The sequence below is a fragment of the Streptomyces sp. NPDC030814 genome (assembly GCF_055572155.1).
In genome coordinates, this window is the sequence record NZ_JBVIDX010000001.1 from 548,298 (window position 1) to 573,335 (window position 25,038).

A 25,038-nucleotide genomic window follows, 5' to 3' on the forward strand; every position below is an offset into this window, starting at 1 on the left:
CCTGGGTCCACCCGGCCCGGGGGCCCACCGCCGAGTATCGTCCCCGCAACCCTTGCCTGTGAGGAGACCGAGAGATGCTGGACATCGCCGAAGAGCTGCACCGGTGGGTCGAGCAGGGGCGCGACTTCGCTGTCGCCACCGTGGTGGCCGTCGGCGGCAGCGCCCCTCGGCAGCCGGGCGCCGCCCTCGCGGTGGACGCCGACGGCACGGCGATCGGCTCGGTCTCCGGGGGCTGTGTGGAGGGCGCCGTCTACGACCTGTGCCGGCAGGCGCTGGAGGACGGCGAACCGGTCCTCGAACGCTTCGGCTACAGCGACGAGGACGCCTTCGCCGTCGGCCTGACCTGCGGCGGGATCATCGACATCCTCGTGGCACCGGTGCGGGCCGGCGACACCGTCCGCCCGGTGGCCGCCGCCGCGCTCGCCTCGGCGGCGGGCGGGGAGGCGGCGGCGCTGGCCCGGATCGTCTCCGGCCCCGCGCAGCTGCGGGGCCGGGCCCTGCTGGTCCGCCCGGACGACTCGTACGACGGCGGCTTCGGCGCCCATCCCGAACTCGACCGTACGGTCGCCGCCGAGGCCCGCGCCTTCCTGGATGCGGGCCGCACCGGCACCTTGGAGATCGGAGAGCAGGGCTCACGCTGCGGAGCACCGCTCACGGTCCTGGTCGAGTCCTCCGTCCCGCCGCCCCGGATGGTCGTCTTCGGCGCGATCGACTTCGCTTCGGCGCTCGTCCGCATCGGCAAGTTCCTCGGCTACCACGTGACCGTCTGCGACGCCCGCCCCGTCTTCGCCACCCGCACCCGCTTCCCGGAGGCGGACGAGGTCGTCGTCGACTGGCCGCACAGATATCTGGAGCGCACGGACGTCGACGCCCGCACCGTCCTGTGCGTCCTCACCCACGACGCCAAGTTCGACGTCCCGCTGCTTCAGTTGGCGTTGCGCCTCCCGGTGGCCTACGTCGGCGCGATGGGTTCCCGCCGCACCCACCTCGACCGCAACGAACGCCTCCGCGAGGTGGGCGTCACCGAGCTGGAGCTGGCCCGTCTGCGCTCCCCGATCGGCCTCGACCTGGGTGCCCGCACCCCCGAGGAGACGGCCCTGTCCATCGCCTCCGAGATCGTCGCCGCCCGCCGCGGCGGCAGCGGGGTCTCCCTGACGGGCGCGCACACACCGATCCACCACGACGGCCCGTCGTCGGATCCGGTGGATGTGCCGAGCCTGAGGGTCTCCTGACGCCCACTCAGGTCGCTCGACTTGTGACTTGACCGCCGGGACGGCAGGGTTGACCGTCTGTGATACGGCAACAGCATTACGGGGGCGGACAGTTGGGCACGGTGAGTGTGGAACACGGCACGGGCGGGGGCATGGACGAGGGACCCGACGGAGCCACGGGCCTGGACGGGGGCGACGGCGGTACCGGCTCGGGTCCGGCCGACGAGGGAGCCGACGGCACCCGCGACAGGCGGCGGCTGTCCACACCCGCGACCACCGTGCTCGGCCTCTTCCTCCTGGTCGACGTGGTCTTCGTCTGCGGCGCCCTCGTGACCCTCTGGCCGGTGGTGCTGGCGACGGTCGAGCCGGGGGCGGACCCCGCGGCCACCGCGCGCTGGTCGCCGTTCGGGCTCGGCGACTGGGCGCTGACGGCGGACACCGCGATGCTGCTGGCCGTGGTGGTGTGCAGCGCGCTCGGCAGTTTCGTCCACGCGGCCACCTCGTTCGCGACGTACGTCGGCAACCGGCGGCTCTACGCGAGCTGGCTCTGGTGGTACCTGCTGCGCGCCGGCATCGGCGTGGCCCTCGCGCTCCTCGTCTACCTCCTGCTGCGCGGCGGCCTGTTCGCCGGAAGCTCCGGCGCCGGCGCCACCAACCCGTACGGCTTCTCCGGCATAGCCGGCCTCTGCGGCCTGTTCTCCAAGCAGGCCACCGACAAGCTCCGCGAGATCTGCGACACCCTCCTCAGCACCACCGGCGACGGCGACCGCGACCGCCGCGACGGCCTCTCCACCCCACGCGACGGCAACCCGGACCCGGGCAGGCCCTGACGGCCGGCCCCGCTCAACGGCCGGACGACGGCTCCCGCAACAGCCCGTCCACCGCGCGCCCGAACATCCGCCGGGCCAGCCACCCCAGCGGCCGGTCGCAGAACCCCGGCAGCCATCGCACGCGCAGCTCCTCACGCCACAGCACGCGCGAGGCGCCGGGCTCGACGCCCGTCCCCTCGACGGAGGGATGCACCTCGATCTCCGCCCAGCCCCGGACGAGGGACCCGTGCTTGACCAGCCGGCACAGCCCCGCCTTCCCGCCCTCCGGCGGCTGCCACACCGCCACCTCCATCGGGTCGTCGAAGGCGAGCGGACCGATACCGCTGCGGGCGACGAAGACCGTGCCCTCGGCGGTCGGGGGAGGGGTGCGGACGGTGACGCGGGTCAGGGGGACGACACCGGCGTGGCGCGGCCAGTCGGTGAGACGGCGCCAGACGAGGTCGGCGGGGAGAGGGGAGAGGCGTTCGAGGGAGAAGAGGACCACGAGCCGATCGTAGGTGAGCATTCGGGGACGGGGCGGGCGTGAAGAACCGTCCTCGTGTCGGGGACGCTGCGGTAATGCAGGGCGAAGGGGTCGCCCTCGGCGGTGGGGGAGCCGTGGGCGCGGTCGTAGTCGCGGGCGAGTCCTCGGCGCCGGCCCGCCTCGTCGCCGTAGAAGAACAGGTCGCCCTGGGCGAAGACGGTCTCCGGGCAGGTGCCGAGCCACCAGTTGACCAGGTCGAAGTGGTGGGTCGACTTGTGGACCAGCAGACCGCCGGAGTTCGCCTTGTCGCGGTGCCAGCGGCGGAAGTAGTCGGCGCCGTGCCGCAGATCGAGCAGCCACTCGAAGTGCACCGAGCCGACCTCGCCGATCTCCCCGCTCGCGAGCAGCTCCCGTACGGCCATGTGTACCGGGTTGTACCGGTAGTTGAAGGCGACCCGCACCTCTCGGCCCGTGCGGCGGAGCGCGTCCAGGACGTGGCGGGCGCGCTCGGCGTCGGTGGTCATCGGCTCCTCGGTGACGACGTCGCAGCCCGCCTCCAGGGCCCGCACGACGTAGTGGTCGTGGGACCGGTCCACACCGCACACCACCACCAGATCGACCCCCTCGCGCCGCAGCATCTCCTCGAACTCCCCGGCGGCGTAGGCCGGTACGGGCGCGCGTCCGGGAGGGTCGGCGGCGATCCAGGCGTTGTGCACGGCCATGCGGTGCGCGGTCGCAGAAGCCGACGAGGCCGATCCGGTCCGCGAAGGAGCCCGTCAGCGCCTCGGTGAACATCCGTGCGCGGGCGCCGAGTCCGACGACGGTGGCACGGCGGCGGCCCACGGAAGCGGTGCAGGGGTCTTGTTGTGACATCCGGACCTTCCCTAGGGTCTCGTGCGGGGGGTGGAAGCGCTTTCTAGTGGAAGAGGTGACCCACTCATGCCCGGAAACAGGACAAGGAAGTCCTCCGCGACGGCCGTGGTCCTCGCTCTGTGCGCGGTGCTCGGCGGCTGTTCGGGCCCCGAGGAGGCGGGCGGCGGCAAGGTCGTCGTGCGCTACACGTGGTGGGGCAACCCGGATCGCGCGGCGAGAACCCGGCAGGCCGTCGACCTCTTCGAGAAGAAGCACCCCGGGATCGAGGTGCAGACCTCCTTCTCCGGCTACGACGCCTACAAGCAGAAGCTGGCGACCCAGGCCGCCGGCGGCGACGCCCCCGACGTCATGCAGCTCGACTACCGCATGATCGACCAGTACGCCTCCGGGGGCGTCCTGCTGGACTTGGCCGAGCAGCGGGCGGCCCTGGACACCGACGCGTTCGACGCGGGACTCCTCGCCACCGGGAAGGTCGACGGCAGGCAGTACGCGATCCCGCAGGCGCGCGGCACCGAGACCGTCGTGTACGACGCGAAGCAGTGGAAGGCGGCCGGAGTGGCCCTGCCCCGCGAGGGCTGGACGTGGAACGACTGGGCCGACACCATGCGGGAGCTGGCGCGGAGGACGGGCAGACCCGGCGGCACGGACCCCGGCTGGAGCGAGGACACCTTCGAGGTCTGGCTCCGCGGCCGGGGCAGGTCCCTCTACACCGAGGACCGGCAACTGGGCTTCACGGTCGATGACCTGACCCGCTACTGGACGTTCACCGACCGGCTCCGCCGGGAGGGCGCCGTCTCGCCCGCCGAGGAGACCACCCAGCTCGACGGCACGGTGGAGAACACCCCGCTCGGCCGTGGCAAGGCCGTCTCCGACACCAACTGGGACGCGCCCGCCAGTGGTTACCTCGGCCTCCTCCCGGACGGCGAGATCACCCTCGCGCCGATGCCCTCCGGCGAGGACGGCACCACGAGCCAGTACTTCAAGCCCTCGATGTTCATGGGCGTCGCCGCCGACACGAGTCACCCCGAGGAGTCCGTCCGCCTCGTCGACTTCATGCTGAACGACCCCGAGGCCGCGAAGATCCTCGGCGCCACCCGCGGCATCCCCGTCAACGAGACCCTCCGCGAGGAGATCGCCCCCGACCTCAAGGACTTCGACCGGACGATCTACGACTACCAGGCCTCTCTGGAAGGCGAGTTGAAGGCCCCACCGCAGGCTCCCCCCTCCGGCGACAGTGCCCTGCAGACCACCTTCCAGCGCGACTACGACCAGGTGTCGTACGAGCGGATGTCCCCCCGAGAGGCCGCCGAGAACTACATCACCGAGGCGAAGGCGGAGCTGCGGTCATGACCACCACACACATGCCGACGACCCGACGGGGCGAGGGCGCCGCCGCGCCCGCCCGGCCCGCCCCCAGGCCCCGACGCGAGGGCGCCGCCTGGGTGTTCCTGTCGCCGTGGGTGCTGGGCGCCTGCGCCCTGACCCTGCTCCCGATGGCCGTGTCGCTCTACCTCTCCTTCACCGACTACGACCTGTTCAACGCGCCCAGCTGGGTGGGCCTGCGCAACTACACCCAGATGTTCACCGAGGACCCCCGCTACTGGCGTTCGGTGGGGGCGACCCTGACATACGTCGTCATCGCCGTCCCCCTGCAACTGGCCCTCGCCCTCGTCGTGGCGCTGGCCCTGAAGAACATGCGGCACGGCAAGGCCTTCTACCGCTCCGCGTTCTACGCCCCGTCCCTCCTCGGCGCCTCCATGTCCATCGCCCTCGTCTGGCGTGCGATCTTCAACGACGACGGCACGGTCGACCACCTGCTCGGCACCGGCGGCTGGGTCAACGAGCCCGGCTGGGCGCTGCTCGCGGTGGCTCTGCTGACGGTGTGGCAGTTCGGCGCCCCGATGGTCATCTTCCTCGCCGGACTCCAGCAGATCCCGGGGGAGCTGTACGAGGCGGCCGAGGTGGACGGCGCCGGGCGATGGCGCCGGTTCCTGTCGATCACCGTGCCGATGCTGTCGCCGGTGATCTTCTTCAACCTGGTCCTGCAGACCATCCAGGCCTTCCAGGTCTTCACGCCCGCCTTCGCGATCAGCGCGGGCAAGGGCGGCCCCGCCGACTCCACCCTCTTCTACACGCTCTACCTCTACGACCGCGGCTTCGTCGCCTCCCACATGGGCTACGCCTCCGCCATGGCCTGGGTCCTGCTGCTCGTCATCGGCGTGGTCACCGCCGTGGTGTTCCGCACGTCCCGCTCCTGGGTCTTCTACGCCTCCGAGGGGGACCGATGACCACCACCACGACAACGCCCACCGCCACCACCGCCCGCAAGCCCTTCGCGTGGCGGCGTCCGGCCCTGCACGTGGCGTGCCTGGCCGCACTCCTCGTCATGCTCTATCCGCTGGCCTGGCTCCTGGCGACCTCGGTGAAGCCGGCGGACGAGGTCATCGCGAGCCTCGACCTGCTGCCCGGCCGCCTGGAATGGTCCAACTACGAGACGGCCCTGGAGGGCGTCAACGACGTCTCGGTCGGCAGACTGCTGGGCAACTCCCTGCTGATCGCCACCGGCGCCGTCGTCGGGAACGTGCTGTCCTGCTCCCTCGCGGCGTACGCCTTCGCCCGCCTGCGATTCCGCTTCCGTGGACCGCTCTTCGCCTTCATGATCGCGACGATCATGCTGCCGCACCACGCGGTGCTGATCCCGCAGTACATCCTCTTCAACCAGCTCGGCATGGTGAACACCTACTGGCCGCTGATCCTGCCGAAGTTCCTGGCCACCGAGGCGTTCTTCGTCTTCCTCATCGTGCAGTTCATGCGCGGGTTGCCGAGGGAACTGGAGGAGGCGGCACGGATCGACGGCTGTGGACCGTTCCGAAGCTTCTTCCTGGTGATCCTTCCGCTGACGCGGCCGGCCCTGATCACCACCGCGATCTTCACGTTCATCTGGACCTGGAACGACTTCTTCACCCAGCTGATCTACCTCTTCTCCCCGGAGAAGTTCACGCTGACGCTGGCGCTCAGGTCGTTCGTGGACGCGTCGAGCACCTCGGCGTTCGGCCCGATGTTCGCCATGTCGGTGATCGCACTGCTGCCGATCGTGCTGTTCTTCCTCGCCTTCCAGCGGTTCCTGGTGGAGGGCATGGCCAACTCGGGGATCAAGGGATGAGCGCGATGCGGACCGACCGGGAGCCGGGCGAGATCCTCGGACCGCGGATGACGCTGTTCGCCGACGTGCTCAGCGTCGGTGTCGCCGTGGCGGTGGTGAGCCTGCCGCTGGTGACCCTGCCCGCCGCGCTGTCCACGGCGTGCGAGGTCCTGCGGGGCGTACGGGACGGGCGGCCGGTCACCGCCCGCCGGTTCCTCGGCGGGCTGCGGCGACGGCTGCGGCCCGGTGACTTCACCGCAGGGTTCGTCACCCTCGCCGGTCTCGGCCTCCTCCTCGTCGACCTGGCGCTGGTCTCCGCGGGCCTGCCCGGCGGCCCCGCCCTCGCCCTGGCGGTCGCCGCCATCGGCGTCTGCGCCGCCGTGGTCGGCCTGCGCGCCTGCGCCCGCCCCGAGTCGGCGGTCGACTGGCCCGCCGCGGTGCGGGAGGCGGCCCGGGACGCCGTACAGGACATCGGCGGAAGCGCGCTGGTGCTGCTCGCCGTGCCGGCGGCCGTCCTGTGCGCGTGGATGCTGTTGCCCCTCGCGTTCGTCGTTCCCGGACTGCTGGCCCTGGCCCTCACCGCGATCGACGTGCGCGGGGCGACCAAGGGGGTTGCCGTGAACGAGCGGTGCCCCAGGTGACAAGTGACTCGCGAGTAACTTTCGGGTGTCGGTGGCGTGCCGCATCATCCCCTCGACCCGGCGGCGACGTCGGAGGCGGTGCAGTTCAGCAGCTGGCTGTGAACGGCCATCGACCCTTTCTCGATGTGCCAGTACGCGCGGACTCCGCGACCCCCGCAGCGGGAGTGCCACTCGGTGAAAGCTCGGACCGCACCTGCTCCCCGTGTCGTTCGTCGTGCCAGATCGCGTCCACCAGTGCGAGACGAGCTTGACCAGGTCGGTCTTGGTGCATTCGTGCCAGCCGGTCAGATCCCGCAGCTCGCTGCGGTGCCGCTTGGCCGCGCGGGAGGTGAAGTCGTAGAAGGCCAACTCGGACGCTGCGACGCCGGCCTGCTGGCGACGTGCTCGACAGCGTCCGGCGGCAGCTCCAGGCGCATCCGGGGAAGCCGACCGCGCCAGGTCAAGGACTTGAGCTGAACGGCGAAGCTCAGCCTCGTGGCGCCGGTCTTGTTCCGTAACCAGCCCGCCTCGTCACTGGATAGGGTGAAGTGGTCCACCACCCCGCCCGGACCCAGACCTCGCTGCACTGCTCGGCCCCTTCTGAACGCCTCGTGATCAGCTTTCGGGGATGGACGGGAGGGGCGCTGGTGTACGGCGGGAGCGGGTATCTGCGAAGTGCCCGGGAGGGACGGGGTGACCTGGTACAGCTACCGGCTCTGCCGCAGGGCGGCGTCCACTCGCCGATGCAGGCGAAGACCGGCTAAGGCTGACTGCGCTGTTCTGGTGGAACGTCAACCCGTACGGAACTTTCCGACTGGAGATGGATCAGCGCCTCGATCTGGGCTTTCGGTGCCCGGGCCACGAAAGGCTGCCGACCAGCTCGGATCCGACGGCCTCAGGCTGATCAGCCGCGTGGCGCAGTGCAGCAGAGCATGTTGCAGAGAACTCTATGCAGAGTATTCTCTGCAACATAGCCTGTCGGCATGAGTGACGAAGTGGAACCAGGGGTGGCGGCCCAACACAAGCCCGTACGGCGCCTCGACGCCCGCAGCCTGCGAGGCCTGGCGCACCCCTTGCGCATGAGTCTCCTGGAGATGCTGACCCTCGACGGCCCGGCCACTGCCACGGGACTGTCGGCACGCCTCGGCGAGAACACCGGCACCGTGAGCTGGCACCTGCGGCACCTTGCCCAGCACGGGTTCATCGAAGAGGAGACGGGCCGCGGCACCAAGCGTGAGCGCTGGTGGAGAGCCGTCGAGGACACGAAGGTCCTGGAGACCGCTGAATTCCACGATGCCCCCGACACCAGGGGCGCCCTGTCGGTTTACATGCACGAGCTGGTGCAGCAGTACTTCAGCCGGGTCACGAACTACCTGAGCGAGAGCTGGGACGGCGACTGGCAGGGCGCCGGCACCATCTCCGACTGGCGGGACCTGCGGATGACGCCGGCGCAGCTCAAGTCTTTCAACGATGAGTTGATGGCCGTGATCGCGCGTCACACTCCCGGGCCCGGCACGGAGACAGCGCCTGGGGCGCTGCCGATCATCGTGCAGATCCAGTCGTTCCCCCGCAAAGAGCGGAAGAACGGATGAGCCACGAGATACGTGTCAGTCTCCTGCGCCGGCATCGGGACTTTCGCCTGCTGTGGGGTGGAGAGACCACGGGGAAGTTCGGCGCCTCCGTCACCGCCGTGGCGATGCCCCTGATCGCCGTCTCGACCCTGCACGCCAGCACATGGGAGGTCGGGTTACTGAGCGCCTCGGCCTGGCTGCCGTGGCTGGTCATCGGTCTTCCGGTCGGAGCGTGGGTGGACCGGGTGCGTCGCAGACCCGTCATGCTGACCGCTGCCGCGGTGTCTTTCCTGCTGTTCTCCGTGGTTCCGGTCGCGGCGGGGACCGGTCATCTGAACATTGGCCTGCTGGAGGTCATCGCGCTGCTGACGGGCACTGCCGCCGTGTTCTTTCAGACCGCCTACACCGCCTACCTCCCCAGCATTCTGGCCCCCGAAGACCAACCCGAAGGCAACGCGAAGCTGCACGGCAGTGCGTCCGCCGCCCAGATCGCCGGTCTCGGTTCCGCCGGCCTGATCGGGCAGACGGTAGGCGTGGTCAACGCGATGTTCGCCAACGCAGCGACGTTTCTCGTCTCCCTCCTCTGCGTCGCGAGCATCCGCAAGCGCGAGCCACGCCGCGAGAGGACGGCCGTCCGCTCCACCGCTCTGCTCGACGAAGTCGGTGAAGGCTTACGACTGGTCGCCCGCGATCCCTGGCTCCGCACGCTGACGTTGTTCGGGGCTGCCTCCAACTTGGCGCTCATGGGCTATCAGTCGATCCAGGTCGTCTTCCTCGTCCATACCGTGGGCCTGGCGCCCGGAGCGGTCGGCGGACTCATCGCGGCCGCCGGCGCGGGAGGTATCGCCGGGGCATTCATCGCGCGCCGTGTCGCCGGCCGGATCGGGACCTCCCGCGCGACGCTGCTGTTCGAGCTCGGGTTCGCGATCTTCGCGCTGCTCATCCCGGCCGCCTCTGCCGGAGCCGGGCTCCTTCTCTTCGCGACGGGCGGCTTCTGCGTGTCAGCAGGCGTCGTGGCCGGCAACGTCATCAAGGCCGGCTTCCAGCAGCGTTACTGCCCGCCGGAGCTTCTCGGGCGTCTCACGGCGAGCACGGCTTTCCTCAACTACGGAACAATCCCGCTGGGCGCTCTGCTCGGCGGATGGCTGGGAACTGTCTTCGACCTACGTACAGCCATGTGGATCACGACGGCCGGTGTGCCGCTGGCCGCGCTCATCCTTCTTTTCTCCCCCATCGGGCGCTCTCGCGACTTGCCGATGGTTCCCCGCCCCAGGAGTGTCCCGGGGCAGACACACCCCCGTCCGGAGCCATCACCGCGGTCGCACTGATTCGCGATGCTCCGTCGCGTGTACCTCCTCGGCGGTGCCGAGTGTCGGTGAACGATCGTCTGCCGACACTCGGCACCGTGATCACGAACCCGCAGACGGGCACTGTCGGCAACACCAACGACGGCCTCTCCTCAACACGCGCTCGCGGCCGGGCAGGCGCGCCGGCCGAAGCTCACCGCGGACCAGACCGCGCTCGCCCAGCGGCTCCACGGCGAGCGAGAGAAGACCGTCCACCAGATCGCCGACATGTTCGGCGTGCCCCGCTCCACGGTGTACGGGCACCTCGACAGGACCAAGACCGTCCCCCGCCGGCCCAAGGAGACCGCGATCACGAAGCCCTGAAAGCTACCGAGGGGTTACTTGTCATCGGGTTCGCCGCTCGTCAACGGCACTCCAAGGGGGCCGGGGTGACGGGAGCGCGCGGAAAAGAGGTCGCCTCCCAGGAGGGCGTGTGATGGGGTGAGGCCCGGAACTCGTCGCGTGGGACCGGGGGAGCAGTGAACAGAAGGCGGCAGAAGAAGCTGTCCGTACGTCTCGTCCGGGCCGCGTCGGTCGGTGACACCGCCACGGTCGACGCGCTGCTCCGGGCCGGGGCCTGCCCCGCGACGGCCGACGCCGCCGGCACGACGCCGCTGTACGCGGCGTCCGTGCACGGGGCGGCCGACACGGTCCGCCGGCTGCTGGCCGCCGGCGCCCCGCCCGACACGGAGAGCGGGCACGGCACGGAAGGCACGCCGCTGTGCGGGGCCGCCTGCTGGGGCCACACGGACACCGTGCGCGAACTCCTCGCGCATGGCGCCGATCCCGACCTTCGCGAGGACCACGGCACGGGCCACCCCCCGCTCTACTGGGCGGAGCGCGGCCCCCACCCGGAGACGGCGGCACTGCTGCTGGCTGCGGGGGCCCGCCCGCTTGATGGGACCGCGTGACGCTCCGAGCCGAATGACGGCCGTCGGGTGCTGTCAGCGGCCCGCCGGGGGGCTCGTCGTGCCGCGGATCTCCAAGGTCGGGGTGGTCAGGACCACTTGGGCCGGGCGGGTGGGGTCGGCGATGCGGTCCAGGAGACACTGGGCGGCGCGACGGCCGACGTCGTGGCTGGCGTTGTCCACGGTGGTGAGCCACAGATGGCGCAGCCGGGAGACATACGTGTTGTCGTAGCCGACGAGGGACAGGTCGCGTGGCACATCCAGGCCCAGTTCCTCGGCGGCGGAGAGGGAGCCGACGCAGGACATGTCGTTGAACGCCAGGATGGCGGTGGGGCGTTCGGGGGCGCTGAGGAGCCGGACCGTGGCGCGGTAGCCGCCCTCCTCCGTCAGGTCCCCGCGTTCGACGGCCGCCAGGTCGGACAGACCGTGCTCCCGCATGACCGTCTCGAAGCTGCGGCGGCGCAGCGCGCCGACCACACCGTCCCCGGCGATGTGCCCGATGCGCCGGTGGCCGAGGGCGATGAGGTGCTCGGTGGCGAGCCGGGCGCCCAACTGGTCGTCGCCCGCGACGACATCGACATGGGGGAGCGTCGGCTCGCGGGCCCCGGCGACCACGGTGGGGACCTGCGCGGCCGCCGCGCGCAGGGCCTGCGACGGGGGCAGGGTGCCGACCGCGATCAGACCGTCGACCCGCAGCTCGGTGAAGGTCCGGGTGAGGTCCTCCCCGAGACGCCGGTTGAGATGGCCGTCGGCCAGCAGCATGCGCAGACCGTTGTCGTGCAGCCGGGAGTTCAGGCCGTCCAGCAGTTCCACGAACCACGGGTTGCGCATGTCGTTGAGGAGGACGCCGACCGTCCGGGTGCGGCGCTCGCTCAGGCTGCGCGCGGCCGCGTTGGGCCGGTAGCCCAGCTCGTCCACGGCCGCCAGCACGGCCTCCCGCTTCTCGGGGCGCACCTGCTCGGAGCCGCGCAGCACCAGTGAGACCAGGGACTTCGACACGCCGGCGCGCTCGGCGACATCGCGGATCGTCGGAGGTCTCATGATGTGGACCGTTCCACAGCGCGGGCCCGCTTGTCAAAGGGCTTGACAGCTGCGGAGCTCGCCTTCAAGGTGAGCGGCGTACGTTCTGGAACGGTCCAAAAACCGGTCCGGTGAGTCCGAAGAAGGGCAGTCATGGTGAGTGCGCTCGGTGTCGCCGTCGTGGGGTTCGGCTGGATGGGACGGGTGCACACCCAGGCGTACGCCCGTGTGCGACACCATTTTCCGCAGCTTCCCCTGCGCCCTGAGCTGGTCACCGTGGTCGAGGACGTGCCGGGCCGCGCCGAGGAGGCCGCCGAGCAGTTCGGGTTCGCGACGACCGCCCGTGACTGGCGCGAGGTCGCCGCCGACCCGCGCGTCCACGCCGTGAGCATCACCGCGCCGAACTTCCTGCACCGCGAGATCGGCGTCGCCATGGCCGAGGCCGGCAAGCACATCTGGATCGAGAAGCCCGTGGGCCTCACGGCCGCCGACGCCCGCGCCGTCGCCGACGCGGTCGCCGAGGCCGGGGTCCAGGGCGCCGTGGGCTTCAACTACCGCAACGCCCCGGCCGTCGCGTACGCCCGCGAGCTGATCTCCGCCGGCGAGATCGGCACCGTCACCCATGTCCGCATCCGCTTCTTCAGCGACTACGCCGCCCACCCCGAATCCGCCCTGACCTGGCGGTACGAGCGTGAGCGCGGCGGCAGCGGCGTCCTCGGCGACCTAGCCTCGCACGGCGTCGACCTCGCCCGCTTCCTCCTCGGCGACCTCACCGCCCTCACCGCCGACACCGCGATCTTCGTCCCCGAACGGGCCCGCCCCACCGGCGCCACCGCCGGCCACACCCGTGCGACCGGCGGCGAACTCGGCCCCGTCGAGAACGAGGACTACGTCAACTGCCTGCTCCGCTTCGCCTCCGGAGCCCGCGGGGTCCTGGAGGCCAGCCGGGTCTCCGTCGGCGAGCAGAACACCTACGGCTTCGAGGTCCACGGCACCAAGGGCGCCGTCCTCTGGGACTTCCGCCGCATGGGCGAACTGGGCGTCAGCCGGGGCACGGCCTACCAGGACCAGTCCGTCAGCACCGTGTTCGTCGGCCCCGGCCACGGCGCGTACGCGGCCTTCCAGCCGGGCTCCGCCAACGCCATGGGCTACGACGACCTCAAGGTCATCGAGGCCCACCACTTTCTGCGCTCGATCGCCGAGGGCACCCCGCACGGCGCCACCCTGGACGACGCCGTGCACAGCGCCGCGGCCCTGGACGCGATGAGCCGCTCCGCCGAGTCCGGGACCTGGGTGAGCCTCTGAGGCCGGACCGCTCCCGGCCGGGTCTCAGGTGCGGACGAGCAGCTGGAAGTCGAAGGAGTAGCGCGAGGCCCGGTAGATGTGGCTGCCGTACTCCACGGCCCGGCCGGTGTCGTCGTACGCCGTGCGCTGCATGGTGAGGAGGGCGGCGCCCTCGGGCTCGCCGAGCCGCTCGGCCTCCTCGGGGGCGGCGATCCGGGCACCGACCGTCTGGTGGGCGCTGTGCAGGGTGATGCCCGCGTTGCGCATCATCCGGTACAGGCCCGTCGCCTCCAGCCGTTCCGTGTCGAGGTCCAGCAGGCCCGCCGGGACGTAGTTGGAGAGGAACGCCACCGGCTGGCCGTGGGTGAGGCGGAGCCGCTCGACGAGGTGGACCTCCGCGCCCTCGGCGATGCCCAGGGCCGCGGCGACCTCGGCGGAGGCCGGGCGGATCTCGCTCAGCAGCACCCGGGTCGTGGGCTGCTGCCCCGCCGCCTCCAGGTCGTCGTAGAGACTGCTCAGCTCCAGCGGACGCTTCACCTGGCTGTGCACGACCTGCGTTCCCACGCCCCGGCGGCGGACGAGCAGGCCCTTGTCGACCAGCGACTGGATGGCCTGCCGCACGGTCGGCCGGGACAGGCCGAGACGGCCCGCGAGCTCGATCTCGTTGCCCAGCAGGCTGCCCGGCCCCAGTGCGCCGTGCTCGATGGCGGACTCCAGCTGCCGGGCCAGCTGGTAGTACAGCGGCACCGGGCTGCTCCGGTCGACACTGAGGTCGAGCTTCTCCGTACTCCCTGTGGTCGCGCTGGTCACGGTCTGAGGGTAACCGTCCATACGGATGACAGGAAGCCCTGTCATCTCATTGTCCTGACAAGCCTGGCACCCGCAGGGGGTGCCGGGCGGCGCTCGGACCGACGGCGGAGGTGCCGGTCACCCTCCCGGGTGGAGGTGGCGGCGCTGGGCGGCGACCTCGCGGTCGTACGTCCGGCGCGCCTCGACCGCGGCCGGCCGGGCGGCGGTCTCCGCCACCGGCACGTCCCACCAGGCCTCAGCCGGTGGGGCGGTGGGCGCCGGGTCGGTCTCCACGTACACGCAGGTCGGCCGGTCCGAGGCGCGGGCTGCGGCCAGGGCGTCGCGCAGCTCCCGCACCGTCTTGGCGCGGATGACGTCCATGCCGAGGCTGGCGGCGTTGGCGGCCAGGTCCACCGGCAGCGGGGCGCCGGTGAAGGTGCCGTCGGCGACGCGGTAGCGGTAGGCGGTGCCGAACCGTTCGGCACCCACCGACTCCGACAGCCCGCCGATGGAGGCGTAGCCGTGGTTCTGGACGAGGACCAGGTTGACGGGCAGCCCCTCCTGGACGGCGGTCACGATCTCCGTCGGCATCATCAGATACGTGCCGTCGCCCACCAGCGCCCACACGGCCGTGCCGGGCGCCGCCTGCTGGACTCCGATCGCGGCGGGGATCTCATAGCCCATGCAGGAGTAGCCGTACTCCAGGTGATACTGCCGGGGGCTGCGGGCCCGCCACAGCTTGTGCAGGTCACCGGGGAGCGAACCGGCCGCGTTGATGACGACGTCGTCGTCCCCCACGACCGCGTCCAGGGCGCCCAGCACCTGCGTCTGCGTGGGCGCGGCGTGCTCGTCGGCCGGGGTGTAGGCGGCCTGGACCACCTGCTCCCAGCGCTCCTTGCCGGCTCGGTACTCGGCCTCGTACGCCTCGTCGACGCGGTGGCCGGTGAGGGCGTCCGTGAGCGCCTCCAGCCCGGCCCGCGCGTCGCAGACCACGGTCCGGGCCGCCAGCTTGTGGGCGTCGAACGCGGCGATGTTGAGGTTGACGAAACGGACGTCGGGGACCTGGAAGAGGGTGTTCGAGGCGGTGGTGAAGTCGGTGTAGCGGGTGCCGACGCCGATGACGAGATCGGCGGTGCGGGCGATGTCGTCGCAGACAGCGGTGCCGGTGTGGCCGATGCCGCCGAGGTCGGCCGGGTGGTCGTGGCGCAGCGAGCCTTTGCCGGCCTGGGTGGACGCGACCGGGATGCCGGTGGCGTCCACCAGCGCGCTCAGGGCCGCCTCCGCCTCGCTGTGATGGACGCCGCCGCCGGCGACGAGGAGCGGCCGCCGGGCCGCGCGGATCGCCCGGACGGCCTCGGCCAGCTCCACCGGGTCGGGCGCGGGACGCCGTACCCGCCAGACCCGCTCGGCGAGGAACTCCTCCGGCCAGTCGTACGCCTCGGCCTGCACGTCCTGTGGCAGGGCGAGGGTGACGGCGCCGGTCTCCACGGGGTCGGCGAGGACCCGCATGGCGTTCAGGGCGGCCGGGATCAGCGCCTCGGGGCGGGTGATCCGGTCGAAGTAGCGGGAGACCGGCCGCAGGGTGTCGTTCACGGACACGTCGGCCTCGGTGGGGTGCTCCAGCTGCTGGAGCAGCGGGTCGGCGGTGCGGGTCGCGAAGTAGTCGCCGGGCAGGAGCAGGACGGGCAGCCGGTTGATGGTGGCGAGGGCGGCGCCGGTGACGAGGTTGGTGGCGCCGGGCCCGATGGAGGTGGTCACCGCCTGCGCGGAGAGCCGGTTCAGCTGACGGGCGTACCCGACGGCCGCGTGCACCATGGACTGCTCGTTGCGGCCCTGGTGGAACGGCATGGTCTCCTCGCCTGCCTCCAGCAGCGCCTGGCCCACCCCCGCGACGTTGCCGTGGCCGAAGATGCCCCAGGTCCCGGCGATCAGCCGGTGGCGTACGCCGTCGCGCTCGGTGTACTGCGCGGACAGGAACCGCACCAGCGCCTGGGCGACGGTCAGCCGGCGGGTGGAGGGGGTGGTCATCGGGACCTCACTGGGACGAAGGGTTCGGGGACTTGGGCGGGGCGAGGATCTGAGTGCTTGTGCTTGTGCTTGTGCTTGTGCTTGCGGGTGCGGGTGCGGGTGCGGGTGCGGGTGCGTCTCGGTGTCCGTACTCCGGACTCAGAGCAGCCCGACCGCCGTGTCGACCGCGGTCTCCACGCTGCCCTCGGCGGGATAGAGCAGGGAGCGGCCGACGACCAGGCCCTGGACGGTGGGCAGCCGCAGGGCCTTGCGCCACTTCTCGTAGGCGCCGTCCTGATCCTTCCCCACCTCGCCGCCCAGCAGTACGACGGGCAGGGTGGAGGTCTCCAGGACCTCGGCCATGGCGTCGGTGTCGTCGGTGACGGGCAGCTTGAGCCAGGTGTACGCGGAGGTGCCGCCGAGGCCCGCGGCGATGGCGATGGACCGGGTGACGGCCTCGGCGCTCAGGTCGTTGCGGACCCGGCCGTCCACGCGGCGCGAGATGAACGGCTCCACGAACAGCGGCAGTCGGCGCGCCGCCATGTCGTCGACCGCCCGGGCCGTGGAGTGCAGGGTCCGCAGGGAGCCGGGGTCGTCGTAGTCGACGCGCAGCAGCAGCTTGCCCGCGTCGAAACGGAGGCGCTCGATGTCCTCGGGGCGGTGGCCGGTGAAGCGGTCGTCCATCTCGAAGGAGGCCCCGGCGAGCCCGCCGCGGTTGAGGGAGCCCATGACGACCTTGTTCTCCAGGACACCCAGGAGCAGCAGGTCCTCCAGGATGTCGGCGGTGGCGAGCACACCGTCCACGCCGGGCCGCGACAGTGCGACACAGAGGCGTTCGAGGAGACCGGCCCGGTCGGCCATGGCGAGGGGGCGCCCGCCGACGCCGAGGGCGCCGCGGGCCGGGTGGTCGGCGGCCACGATCATCAGACGGCCGCTGTCACCGATCAGCGGACGGCGGACACGGCGCGCCGCCGCCTCGGCGACGGCCTCGGGGTGGCGTGCGCGCACGGACACCAGGTCGGGGATGTTGATGGTCAACTCGGGCTCCGTTCCAGGGGCGGTGCCCCTTCGACCTCTTCGGGCGCCTCATGGCGCGGGGGTGCGTGTGGTTCTTGCGGGTGCGGGCGGGTGGGGGTGCTCGCGCGGTTCCCCGCGCCCCTGAACGGCCCTGCGGGCCGACAGCCGAAACGGCCCTGCGGACCGCCCGAAACAGGGGCTGCGCCTGCCCGAAAGCAGAGGCTGCGCCCCTTGCCTTTCGATGGAGGGCGGGCCGCAGGCCCGTCCCTTCAGGGGCGCGGGGAACTGCGCGACCGGCCCCCCACCTACCGGCCCCCCACCTACCGGCAGTCGACAAACCGGCCGTCGAAACCCGGCGGGAATGAACCCCGGCGGCAGCGACCCGGCGGCCGAGGGGCGAATCCGCAGCGGCAGCGACCCGGCGGCCGCGGGGCGGCAACCCGCAGGGTCATCCACCCGTCATCAACTTCTCCACCTCCCTCTCCGTCGGCATCGCCGAGGAGCAGGCGAGGCGGGAGGCGACGAGGGCGCCGGCGGCGTTGGCGTACCGCATGATCCGCTCCAGGTCCCAGCCGCGCAGCAGCCCGTGGCAGAGGGAGCCGCCGAAGGCGTCGCCCGCGCCGAGCCCGTTGACGACCTCGACCGGCACGGGCGGCACCTCGGCGACCGTGCCGTCACGGTGGACGGCGAGGACGCCCTTGGGGCCCTGCTTGACGACGGCCAGCTCCACCCCCGCATCCAGCAGCGCCTCCGCACAGGCCCGGGGTTCCCGTACGCCGGTGGCGACCTCGCACTCCTCGAGGTTGCCGACGGCCACCGTGGAGTGCCGCAGGGCCTCGGCGTAGTACGGGCGGGCGGTCTCCGGGTCAGGCCAGAACATGGGGCGCCAGTCCAGGTCGAACACGGTGATGCCGCCCGGGCCGCGGGCCTTGAGCGCGGCGAGCGTGGCGGAGCGGCTCGGCTCCTCGCTCAGGCCGGTGCCGGTGATCCAGAAGACCCGCGCCGCACGGACGGCGAAGAAGTCCAGCTCGTCGGTGTGGATCTCCAGGTCCGGGGCCTTGGGGAGCCGGTAGAAGTAGAGCGGGAAGTCGTCCGGCGGGAAGATCTCGCAGAACGTGACCGGCGTGGGATGGGCGGCGACGGACGTGACGAACCGGTCGTCGACGCCGAACTCCTTGAGCGCCTCGTGCAGGAACACGCCGAAGGGGTCGTCTCCGGTCCGCGTGATCACGGCGGCCGTGTTACCGAGCCGCGCCGCCGCCACCGCGACGTTGGAGGCGGAGCCGCCGAGGAACTTGCCGAAGGACTCGACGCGGGCGAGCGGCACACCGGTCTGCAGTGGATACAGATCCACTCCGATGCGACCCATGGTGATGAGATCGAAGGACTCGGCGGACTCGGGCATGCGCGTCGCTCCTCGGGTGGGGGATGCGGGCCGGCCGAGGACCGTGGGCACGGGGGATGCGCACACACGGGGGCCGGATGTATCCCAGGTGTAGGGCCCGGAGCGAGCCGCTGTCAATACTTTGTACGGACATTCGGACCTGCTTGTGAAATGATGTCTTAACAAAGTCTTGACAGCTGGGTGTGCCAGGGGTTTGTATCCCGTCCCAACGAAACAGCGCAGCCGGCCTACCGGCACAATGATCCGGACTTCAGGTCCGGGCTCGCGCGGGCATGCCGCCCGACGCTGTCCCGTTCCCTTTCCCCCTGTCGCACAGTGAGGTGCAGGAAAGATGGACCGCACGTTTCAGTCCCGCTCGCGCAGAGTGGCTCCCTTTTTCGCCATCGCCGCGGCGTCCGCGATGCTCATAGCCGGATGCTCCAGCGACTCAGGCGGGAAGGAGGCCAAGGAGGGCGGGACGAACGCCTCCGCGGGCAAGGCCGACACCCCCAAGATGACCGTCGCGCTGGTGACCCACGCCGGGCAGGGCGACACCTTCTGGGACATCGTCCGCAAGGGTGCCCAGACCGCCGCCGCCAAGGACAACGTCAAGCTGGTCTACTCGAACGACCCGAACGCGGCCAACCAGGCCAACCTCGTCCAGAACGCGATCGACCAGAAGGTCGACGGCATCGCCGTCACCCTCGCCAAGCCCGACGCGATGAAGGACGTCATCGCCAAGGCGAAGAAGGCGGGCATCCCCGTCGTCGGCCTCAACTCCGGCATGGACGTCTGGCAGCAGCAGGGTCTGCTCTCCTTCTTCGGCCAGGACGAGACCGTCTCCGGTGAGGCCTTCGGCAAGAAGCTCAACGAGACCGGTGCCAAGCATGCGATCTGTGTGATCCACGAGCAGGGCAACGTCTCCCTCGAAGCCCGCTGCGCCGGTGTGAAGAAGACCTTCAAGGGCAAGACCGAGAACCTGTACGTCAACGGCACGGACATGCCCTCGGTGAAGTCCACCGTCACGGCCAAGCTGAAGCAGGACTCCTCGATCGACGAGGTCGTCGCGCTCGGCGCACCCATCGCCCTGACCTCCGTGCAGTCGGTCGACGACGCCGGCAGCAAGGCGAAGGTCGCCACGTTCGACCTCAACAAGGAGCTGACGGACGCCATCAAGGCGGGCGACATCGAGTTCGCCGTCGACCAGCAGCCCTACCTGCAGGGCTACCTGGCGATCGACTCCCTGTGGCTCTACAAGAACAACGGCAACTACAGCGGCGGCGGTGAGGAGCCGGTCCTGACGGGCCCGGCCTTCGTGGACAAGGACAACGTCGACACGATCGCCAAGTTCGCCGCGAAGGGCACCCGGTGATCTGAATGACCCAAGCAACGGCACCGGCGGCGAGCTCCCCCTCGCCGCCGGCTCCGCCGGCCGCCCAGAAGGACGGCCGCACCGTCGAACGCTCCCTGGGTCGACGCCTGTTGGCCCGCCCCGAGGTCGGCGCGCTGATCGCCGCGATCGGTGTGTACATCTTCTTCTTCGCCGTCGCCCCCTCCTTCCGCGAGGCCGGCTCGCTGGCGACCGTGCTCTACCAGGCGTCCGTGATGGGCATCATGGCGCTGCCGGTGGCGTTGCTGATGATCGGCGGGGAGTTCGACCTGTCCGCCGGTGTCGCGGTCACCACCTCCGCACTGACCGCCTCGATCCTCAGCTTCCAGCTGACGGTGAACGTGTGGACGGGCGTGATCGTCGCGCTGATCGTGTCGCTGGCGGTGGGCGCGTTCAACGGCTGGCTGCTCATCAGGACCGGTCTGCCGAGCTTCCTGGTGACCCTGGGGTCGTTCCTGATCCTGCAAGGCTCAAACCTGGCCGTGACGAAGATCTTCACCGGCAACGTGGCGTCCGACTCGATCGCCGACATGGACGGCTTCGACCAGGCCAAGAGCGTCTTCGCCTCCGAGGTGACGATCGGCGGCGTCGACTTCAAGATCACGATCTTCTACTGGCTGGTGTTCGCGGCGATCGCCACGTGGCTGCTGCTGCGCACCAAGTTCGGCAACTGGATCTTCGCGGTCGGCGGCAACCAGGACAGCGCGCGGGCCGTCGGCGTGCCCGTGAACTTCACCAAGGTCGCCCTCTTCATGGGCGTGGGTGCCGGGGCCTGGTTCGTGGGCATGCACCTGCTGTTCTCGTTCAACACGGTGCAGTCCAACGAGGGCGTGGGCAACGAGTTCCTCTACATCATCGCGGCGGTGATCGGCGGCTGCCTGCTGACCGGCGGCTACGGCTCGGCGATCGGCCCGGTCATCGGTGCCTTCATCTTCGGCATGGTCAACCAGGGCATCGTCTACGCCAACTGGAACCCCGACTGGTTCAAGGCCTTCCTCGGTGTGATGCTCCTGATCGCCGCCCTCGTCAACTTGTGGGTCCGCCGCCAGGCGACCCGGAGGTGAACCACCCCATGACACCCACGAACACGACGGCCGCCCCGTCCGACGCGACCCCCGCCACCGACATCCCGGTGGTGGAACTGCGCGGCGCGGGCAAGGCGTACGGCAACGTCCGTGCCCTGCACGGCGTGGACCTGACCGTCCACCCCGGCAAGGTCACCTGCGTCCTGGGCGACAACGGCGCCGGCAAGTCCACCCTGATCAAGATCATCTCGGGCCTGCACCAGCACACCGAGGGCGAGTTCCTGGTCGACGGCACGCCGGTACGCTTCACCACCCCTCGCGAGGCGCTCGACGCCGGGATCGCCACCGTGTACCAGGACCTCGCCACGGTCCCCCTGATGCCGGTGTGGCGGAACTTCTTCCTCGGCTCGGAGATGACGAAGGGCCCCTGGCCGCTGCGCCGCCTCGACATCGAGAAGATGAAGCAGACCGCGGACACCGAGCTGCGCAACATGGGCATCGTCCTGGACGACCTGGAACAGCCCATCGGCACCCTCTCCGGAGGCCAGCGCCAGTGCGTGGCCATCGCCCGCGCCGTCTACTTCGGCGCCCGCGTCCTCATCCTCGACGAGCCCACGGCGGCGCTCGGCGTGAAGCAGTCGGGTGTGGTCCTGAAGTACATCGCCGCCGCCCGCGACCGCGGCCTCGGCGTCATCTTCATCACCCACAACCCCCACCACGCCTACATGGTCGGCGACCACTTCAGCGTCCTGCGCCTCGGCACGATGGAACTCTCGGCCGCCCGCGACCAGGTCACCCTGGAGGAACTCACCAACCACATGGCGGGCGGCACGGAACTCGCCGCCCTCAAGCACGAGCTGGCCCAGGTGCGCGGGGTGGACGTGGACGAGCTCCCCGAAGAGGAGGACCTCACCGCTCCCGTGGCCGCCCCGAAGGACGGCGCGGCCTGACGCCCGCCCCTTCGACACCCACGACGACGACGGCCGTGTCGTCAGGACGACTTTCCTGGCCCGCTCCTCCACCGCAAGGAGCCGCCAGGAGAGACGTCCCGACGATCACGGCCGTTCGTCCTTCGCGACGCGGACACGGCGGGGGTGCTCGGCCGCTGGGAAGAGGCGCGCAAGAGCGGCATCGGTGGCGGAGAGCAAGCACAGGGGCGCGCCGGCCGCCCCGAGCCGGCGCATCGGCGAGAACCACCCCGTGTGCAGTCCCTCGACGAATGTGAGTGGCTGAAGCCGAGGAGCGAGGGGTGGCCGCCTACGCGTGCGGCGTAGCCGAGGGTGACGGTGCCGCGGACCACGGTGAAGGGGTTCAGGGTGCAGTCGGTGCCCGTGGTGAGGTCGCCGGTGACGTAGGCATGGGCGGCGATGTACGAGTTGTCGCCGAGGCGGAGGAGGTCGGGGAAGACCGCCGCCGACTCGGCCACGTAGCACCGTTCGCCCACCTCACTGTCGCCGCCAGAGACCCTTGCCGCCGCCGTTGCGCGGTGCGCTGTCGCCGCTCCGACGCCTCCCTCTCGAACTGCCAGGGGCGGTGGTCGAAGTGCCGTACGGACGTGTGGCGATCCACACGGCGCACGCTTGGGCAGGGGCAGGGGCAGGGGCAGGGGCAGGGGCAGGGGCAGGGGCAGGGGCAGGAAGGCAGGGGCAGGAAGGCAGGGGCAGGGGTCGGGAGGAAAAGGGCGGGAGTGTGCATTGGGGCGGGCGGGTGAAGCCGTCCGCGGGTCGGTGCGGCGTGCCTCGATGGCCCCGGGCGATGACCAATCCTTTGGTGGTTTAGGAGGATTTTCGGCTTTTTCATTGCGTGTCACAGGGATGGGTCATGCGCATCAGCTCGAACGCCCCGCCACTCACCGCACCCGTCAGCGTGCCGCCGGCCGTGTCACCGGTCCGCGCTCCGCTGGCCGTCGTGGCCGGAGCGTTCACGCTCGCCCAACTCGTCCTCGTCCCGCCGGGGATGGGGCTGGGCTGGGACGAGACGGTGTACGTCAGCCAGGTCAGCCCGCACACGCCGGCCGCGTTCTTCAGCGCGCCCCGTGCACGCGGTGTTCCCCTGCTCGTCGCGCCGGTCGTGGCCTGGTCGTCGTCCACCGAAGTGCTGCGAATCTATCTGGCGGTGCTGTCCGGGGCGGGGCTCTATCTCGGGCTGCGGGTGTGGCGCGGGCTGTTCCCCACGCGGGTGCTGGCGCTCGCGGGGGCGCTGTTCGCCACCCTGTGGGTGACCCTCTTCTACGGGCCGCAGGCCATGCCCAACTACTGGGTCGCCATCGGAGCCCTCGTCACGGCGGGATGCTTCGTTCAGGCACAGACACAGACACAGGCACAGGCACAGGCACAGGCACAGGCACAGGCACGGGCACGGGCACAGGCACAGGTACGGGCACGGGCACAGGCACAGGTACGGGCACAGGCGCAGGCGCAGACGCGGGCAGAGGGCCGGACGCGCCCGGTCGGCGGTACGGCTCTCTGGGGCGCCGCCGCCGGCACCGCGCTGGTCGCCTGGATGCGGCCCACCGACGCAGTGTGGGTGACCCTGCCGCTGTTCGTCCTGCTGGTCGGGGTGCGCAGATGGCGGCAGCCCCGGCTGCTGGCGGCGATGGCGGTCGGACTCGGCACCGGCGCGGGAGCCTGGGTCGCTGAGGCGTACGCCCACTACGGGGGGCTCGCCCAGCGGCTGGCCGACGCGTCCCGCGTCCAGGGCGGCCTGGGGTGGAACATCGCCGTCGACGACCAGCTGCGCAGTCTGGGAGGGCGCACTCTGTGCCGCCCCTGCACCGGTGAGCTGCCGCACATGGCGGCCTACGCGTGGTGGTTCGCCCTGCCGGTGCTCGCCGCGATCGGGGCGGCCGTGGCGTTCCGGGCGCGACGCCCCGCACCCACGCTGATCCTGCTGGCCTGCGCCACGACTGCCGCGTTGCCCTACCTCTTCTTCATCGGATACGCCGCACCCCGGTTCATGCTCCCCGCGTACGCCCTGCTCGCGATCCCCCTCGCCACGGGACTCCTGAGCCTTGTCACCGGACCGGGCGGAGCCTGGCGGCCGGTGGCGGGGACGCTCGTGGCGCTCGCGCTCGTCGGGCACCTGGCCGTGCAGTACGCCGTGCTGGCACGGACCGTGGAACGCACCACCACCTGGCACCGCGACTGGGACCGGGTCGCCGCCGACCTGCGCCGCCTGGGCGTACGACCGCCCTGCCTGCTCACGGGCGACTACGCCATCCCGATCGGGTTCTACGCCGGCTGCTCCTCCGCCGCCGTCCACGGCAACAACGCCAACACCACCCGCGAGGGCATCCTGCGCACCGCCGAACGCATCCCGGTCGCCGCCCTCGTGGCACCGGGCGGTGCCCCGCCCGAGTACGCCCGTGCCTGGCCCGTCCATGAGGCCGCCGGGTTCCGGCTGCATGTGGCACCGACGGGACCGTAGGCGACAGCGGCGGGAGGGCACGACGCGCGCGCCCACCCGGGGCCGCGGGCCGCCACGTCTCACCCGGGCCCCGTCCGGCGGTGCGCCCCGCCCTTGAAGTTCCGTGGACGGCGGCGCGCCCCGACGGTGTTGCCCGCCTTCACCACCGCCACGCCGACCACCACGAACAGCGCCGCCAGCAGCAGACACGCCACGGCGACCCGCCCATAACCGCCGATGCCCCGGTCCGGATCCAGGAACGGGTACGTGTACCAGTCGGTCACCGCCCCGCGGGCCAGGCCGTAGCCGACGTAGAGGAGGGGGAGGATCAGCCAGGACGCGGCGCGCGGATAGCGGACGCGGCGGCGCGGCGGGTCGACCAGCCAGTCGGCGATCATGACCAGCGGCAGCATCCGGTGCAGCACATGGTCCACCCAGGACGGCATCAGCGTGTCGTGGAACCCGGTCAGGAACAGCCCGAACAGCAGTCCGCTGATCGTCGTGTACAGCACCACCGCACCGCGCACCATGTCCGGCACCCCGTGCCGCCCACCGCGCTCGCCGCTCAGCCCCGCCGCGCCGCCGACCAGGAGGACGACGCAGGCCGCCATGGCGCTCAGGATCGTGAAGTAGCCGAGGAACCGCCCGAGGCCGGTCGCCGACGTCGCGGCGTCGTGGCCCGCGAAGCCGAGGGCCACGGCCGACAGGACGGCGAGGGCGATACGTGACAGGGAGAGAGCGAGCGCCATGCGC

General features: G+C 71.1%; 24 protein-coding genes. 14 read left to right on the plus strand and 10 right to left on the minus strand.

Annotated features, from left to right (window positions below; all coding sequences use genetic code 11):
* Positions 1–74 precede the first annotated feature (74 nt).
* A complete protein-coding gene (locus ACZ43N_RS02250; protein WP_468094436.1) occupies positions 75–1,232 on the plus strand; it encodes an XdhC family protein in 1,158 nt (385 codons plus the stop codon).
* A 101-nt stretch (positions 1,233–1,333) separates the two neighbouring features.
* On the plus strand, positions 1,334–2,041 hold the full coding sequence (locus tag ACZ43N_RS02255; protein WP_468094437.1) for a hypothetical protein: 708 nt from the start codon (positions 1,334–1,336) through the stop codon (positions 2,039–2,041).
* 13 nt (positions 2,042–2,054) lie between these two features.
* Here the strand turns inward: ACZ43N_RS02255 and ACZ43N_RS02260 are convergent, their stop codons facing one another.
* Together ACZ43N_RS02260 and ACZ43N_RS02265 are read right to left on the minus strand one after the other, a co-directional pair.
* Positions 2,055–2,525, minus strand: coding sequence for an SRPBCC family protein (locus ACZ43N_RS02260; protein WP_468094438.1), 471 nt, complete (start codon positions 2,523–2,525; stop codon positions 2,055–2,057).
* Positions 2,426–3,226, minus strand: a complete 801-nt coding sequence (locus ACZ43N_RS02265; protein ID WP_468094439.1) for a Gfo/Idh/MocA family protein — start codon at positions 3,224–3,226, stop codon at positions 2,426–2,428. Before ACZ43N_RS02265 ends, ACZ43N_RS02260 begins: the two co-directional genes overlap by 100 nt.
* A gap of 217 nt (positions 3,227–3,443) precedes the next feature.
* Here ACZ43N_RS02265 and ACZ43N_RS02270 point away from each other — a divergent pair, with 217 nt between their 5' ends.
* Genes ACZ43N_RS02270 through ACZ43N_RS02285 form a run of 4 tightly spaced genes read left to right on the plus strand, consistent with a single transcriptional unit; the run spans position 3,444 to position 7,160 of the window.
* Complete coding sequence (locus ACZ43N_RS02270; RefSeq protein WP_468094440.1) at positions 3,444–4,727, plus strand: ABC transporter substrate-binding protein; 1,284 nt, start codon at positions 3,444–3,446, stop codon at positions 4,725–4,727.
* Entirely contained in the window at positions 4,724–5,665 is a 942-nt protein-coding gene (locus ACZ43N_RS02275) for a carbohydrate ABC transporter permease (protein WP_468094441.1), read from the plus strand. Before ACZ43N_RS02270 ends, ACZ43N_RS02275 begins: the two co-directional genes overlap by 4 nt.
* Complete coding sequence (locus ACZ43N_RS02280) at positions 5,662–6,540, plus strand: carbohydrate ABC transporter permease (RefSeq protein WP_468094442.1); 879 nt, start codon at positions 5,662–5,664, stop codon at positions 6,538–6,540. Before ACZ43N_RS02275 ends, ACZ43N_RS02280 begins: the two co-directional genes overlap by 4 nt.
* Positions 6,537–7,160, plus strand: coding sequence for a hypothetical protein (locus tag ACZ43N_RS02285; protein ID WP_468094443.1), 624 nt, complete (start codon positions 6,537–6,539; stop codon positions 7,158–7,160). Before ACZ43N_RS02280 ends, ACZ43N_RS02285 begins: the two co-directional genes overlap by 4 nt.
* Positions 7,161–7,204: 44 nt before the next feature.
* Here ACZ43N_RS02285 and ACZ43N_RS02290 read toward each other — a convergent pair whose 3' ends face one another.
* Entirely contained in the window at positions 7,205–7,381 is a 177-nt protein-coding gene (locus tag ACZ43N_RS02290; RefSeq protein WP_468094682.1) for a Tn3 family transposase, read from the minus strand.
* Between the two features lie 63 nt (positions 7,382–7,444).
* Positions 7,445–7,726: a DUF4158 domain-containing protein gene (locus tag ACZ43N_RS02295; protein ID WP_468094444.1), complete on the minus strand. Its 282-nt coding sequence runs from the start codon at positions 7,724–7,726 to the stop codon at positions 7,445–7,447.
* A gap of 396 nt (positions 7,727–8,122) precedes the next feature.
* On the opposite strand from ACZ43N_RS02295, the gene ACZ43N_RS02300 reads away from it, so the two are divergent.
* The 3 genes from ACZ43N_RS02300 to ACZ43N_RS02310 all read left to right on the plus strand — a co-directional run bounded on the left by ACZ43N_RS02300 (position 8,123) and on the right by ACZ43N_RS02310 (position 10,967).
* Positions 8,123–8,731: a helix-turn-helix domain-containing protein gene (locus ACZ43N_RS02300; RefSeq protein WP_468094445.1), complete on the plus strand. Its 609-nt coding sequence runs from the start codon at positions 8,123–8,125 to the stop codon at positions 8,729–8,731.
* Positions 8,728–10,038 carry an MFS transporter gene (locus ACZ43N_RS02305; RefSeq protein WP_468094446.1) on the plus strand — a complete coding sequence of 437 codons (1,311 nt, stop codon included), beginning with the start codon at positions 8,728–8,730 and terminating at the stop codon, positions 10,036–10,038. The genes ACZ43N_RS02300 and ACZ43N_RS02305 overlap by 4 nt, the downstream gene beginning before the upstream one ends.
* Before the next feature lie 497 nt (positions 10,039–10,535).
* Positions 10,536–10,967: an ankyrin repeat domain-containing protein gene (locus ACZ43N_RS02310; protein ID WP_468094447.1), complete on the plus strand. Its 432-nt coding sequence runs from the start codon at positions 10,536–10,538 to the stop codon at positions 10,965–10,967.
* Positions 10,968–11,000: 33 nt separating this feature from the next.
* Here ACZ43N_RS02310 and ACZ43N_RS02315 read toward each other — a convergent pair whose 3' ends face one another.
* Complete coding sequence (locus tag ACZ43N_RS02315) at positions 11,001–12,005, minus strand: LacI family DNA-binding transcriptional regulator (protein ID WP_468094448.1); 1,005 nt, start codon at positions 12,003–12,005, stop codon at positions 11,001–11,003.
* Between the two features lie 132 nt (positions 12,006–12,137).
* On the opposite strand from ACZ43N_RS02315, the gene ACZ43N_RS02320 reads away from it, so the two are divergent.
* Positions 12,138–13,289 (plus strand): Gfo/Idh/MocA family protein, encoded by a 1,152-nt coding sequence (locus tag ACZ43N_RS02320; RefSeq protein ID WP_468094449.1) that lies wholly within the window; start codon positions 12,138–12,140, stop codon positions 13,287–13,289.
* 24 nt (positions 13,290–13,313) lie between these two features.
* Here ACZ43N_RS02320 and ACZ43N_RS02325 read toward each other — a convergent pair whose 3' ends face one another.
* From ACZ43N_RS02325 to iolC, 4 genes are all read right to left on the minus strand, one after another.
* Positions 13,314–14,099 (minus strand): GntR family transcriptional regulator, encoded by a 786-nt coding sequence (locus ACZ43N_RS02325; RefSeq protein ID WP_468094683.1) that lies wholly within the window; start codon positions 14,097–14,099, stop codon positions 13,314–13,316.
* Between the two features lie 96 nt (positions 14,100–14,195).
* Positions 14,196–16,085: a 3D-(3,5/4)-trihydroxycyclohexane-1,2-dione acylhydrolase (decyclizing) gene (iolD, locus tag ACZ43N_RS02330; RefSeq protein ID WP_468094450.1), complete on the minus strand. Its 1,890-nt coding sequence runs from the start codon at positions 16,083–16,085 to the stop codon at positions 14,196–14,198.
* Positions 16,086–16,223: 138 nt separating this feature from the next.
* Entirely contained in the window at positions 16,224–17,102 is an 879-nt protein-coding gene (locus ACZ43N_RS02335; protein ID WP_468094451.1) for a Cgl0159 family (beta/alpha)8-fold protein, read from the minus strand.
* A 427-nt stretch (positions 17,103–17,529) separates the two neighbouring features.
* A complete protein-coding gene (iolC, locus tag ACZ43N_RS02340) occupies positions 17,530–18,486 on the minus strand; it encodes a 5-dehydro-2-deoxygluconokinase (protein ID WP_468094452.1) in 957 nt (318 codons plus the stop codon).
* Positions 18,487–18,817: 331 nt separating this feature from the next.
* Between iolC and ACZ43N_RS02345 the strand changes: the two genes are divergently transcribed.
* The 4 genes from ACZ43N_RS02345 to ACZ43N_RS02360 all read left to right on the plus strand — a co-directional run bounded on the left by ACZ43N_RS02345 (position 18,818) and on the right by ACZ43N_RS02360 (position 24,306).
* Complete coding sequence (locus tag ACZ43N_RS02345; protein WP_468094453.1) at positions 18,818–19,837, plus strand: sugar ABC transporter substrate-binding protein; 1,020 nt, start codon at positions 18,818–18,820, stop codon at positions 19,835–19,837.
* Positions 19,838–19,842: 5 nt separating this feature from the next.
* Complete coding sequence (locus tag ACZ43N_RS02350; RefSeq protein ID WP_468094454.1) at positions 19,843–20,919, plus strand: ABC transporter permease; 1,077 nt, start codon at positions 19,843–19,845, stop codon at positions 20,917–20,919.
* Between the two features lie 8 nt (positions 20,920–20,927).
* Entirely contained in the window at positions 20,928–21,830 is a 903-nt protein-coding gene (locus tag ACZ43N_RS02355) for an ATP-binding cassette domain-containing protein (protein ID WP_468094455.1), read from the plus strand.
* Between the two features lie 871 nt (positions 21,831–22,701).
* Positions 22,702–24,306 carry a hypothetical protein gene (locus ACZ43N_RS02360; RefSeq protein WP_468094456.1) on the plus strand — a complete coding sequence of 535 codons (1,605 nt, stop codon included), beginning with the start codon at positions 22,702–22,704 and terminating at the stop codon, positions 24,304–24,306.
* A gap of 59 nt (positions 24,307–24,365) precedes the next feature.
* Here ACZ43N_RS02360 and ACZ43N_RS02365 read toward each other — a convergent pair whose 3' ends face one another.
* Complete coding sequence (locus ACZ43N_RS02365; protein ID WP_468094457.1) at positions 24,366–25,034, minus strand: Pr6Pr family membrane protein; 669 nt, start codon at positions 25,032–25,034, stop codon at positions 24,366–24,368.
* Between the last annotated feature and the right edge of the window lie 4 nt (positions 25,035–25,038).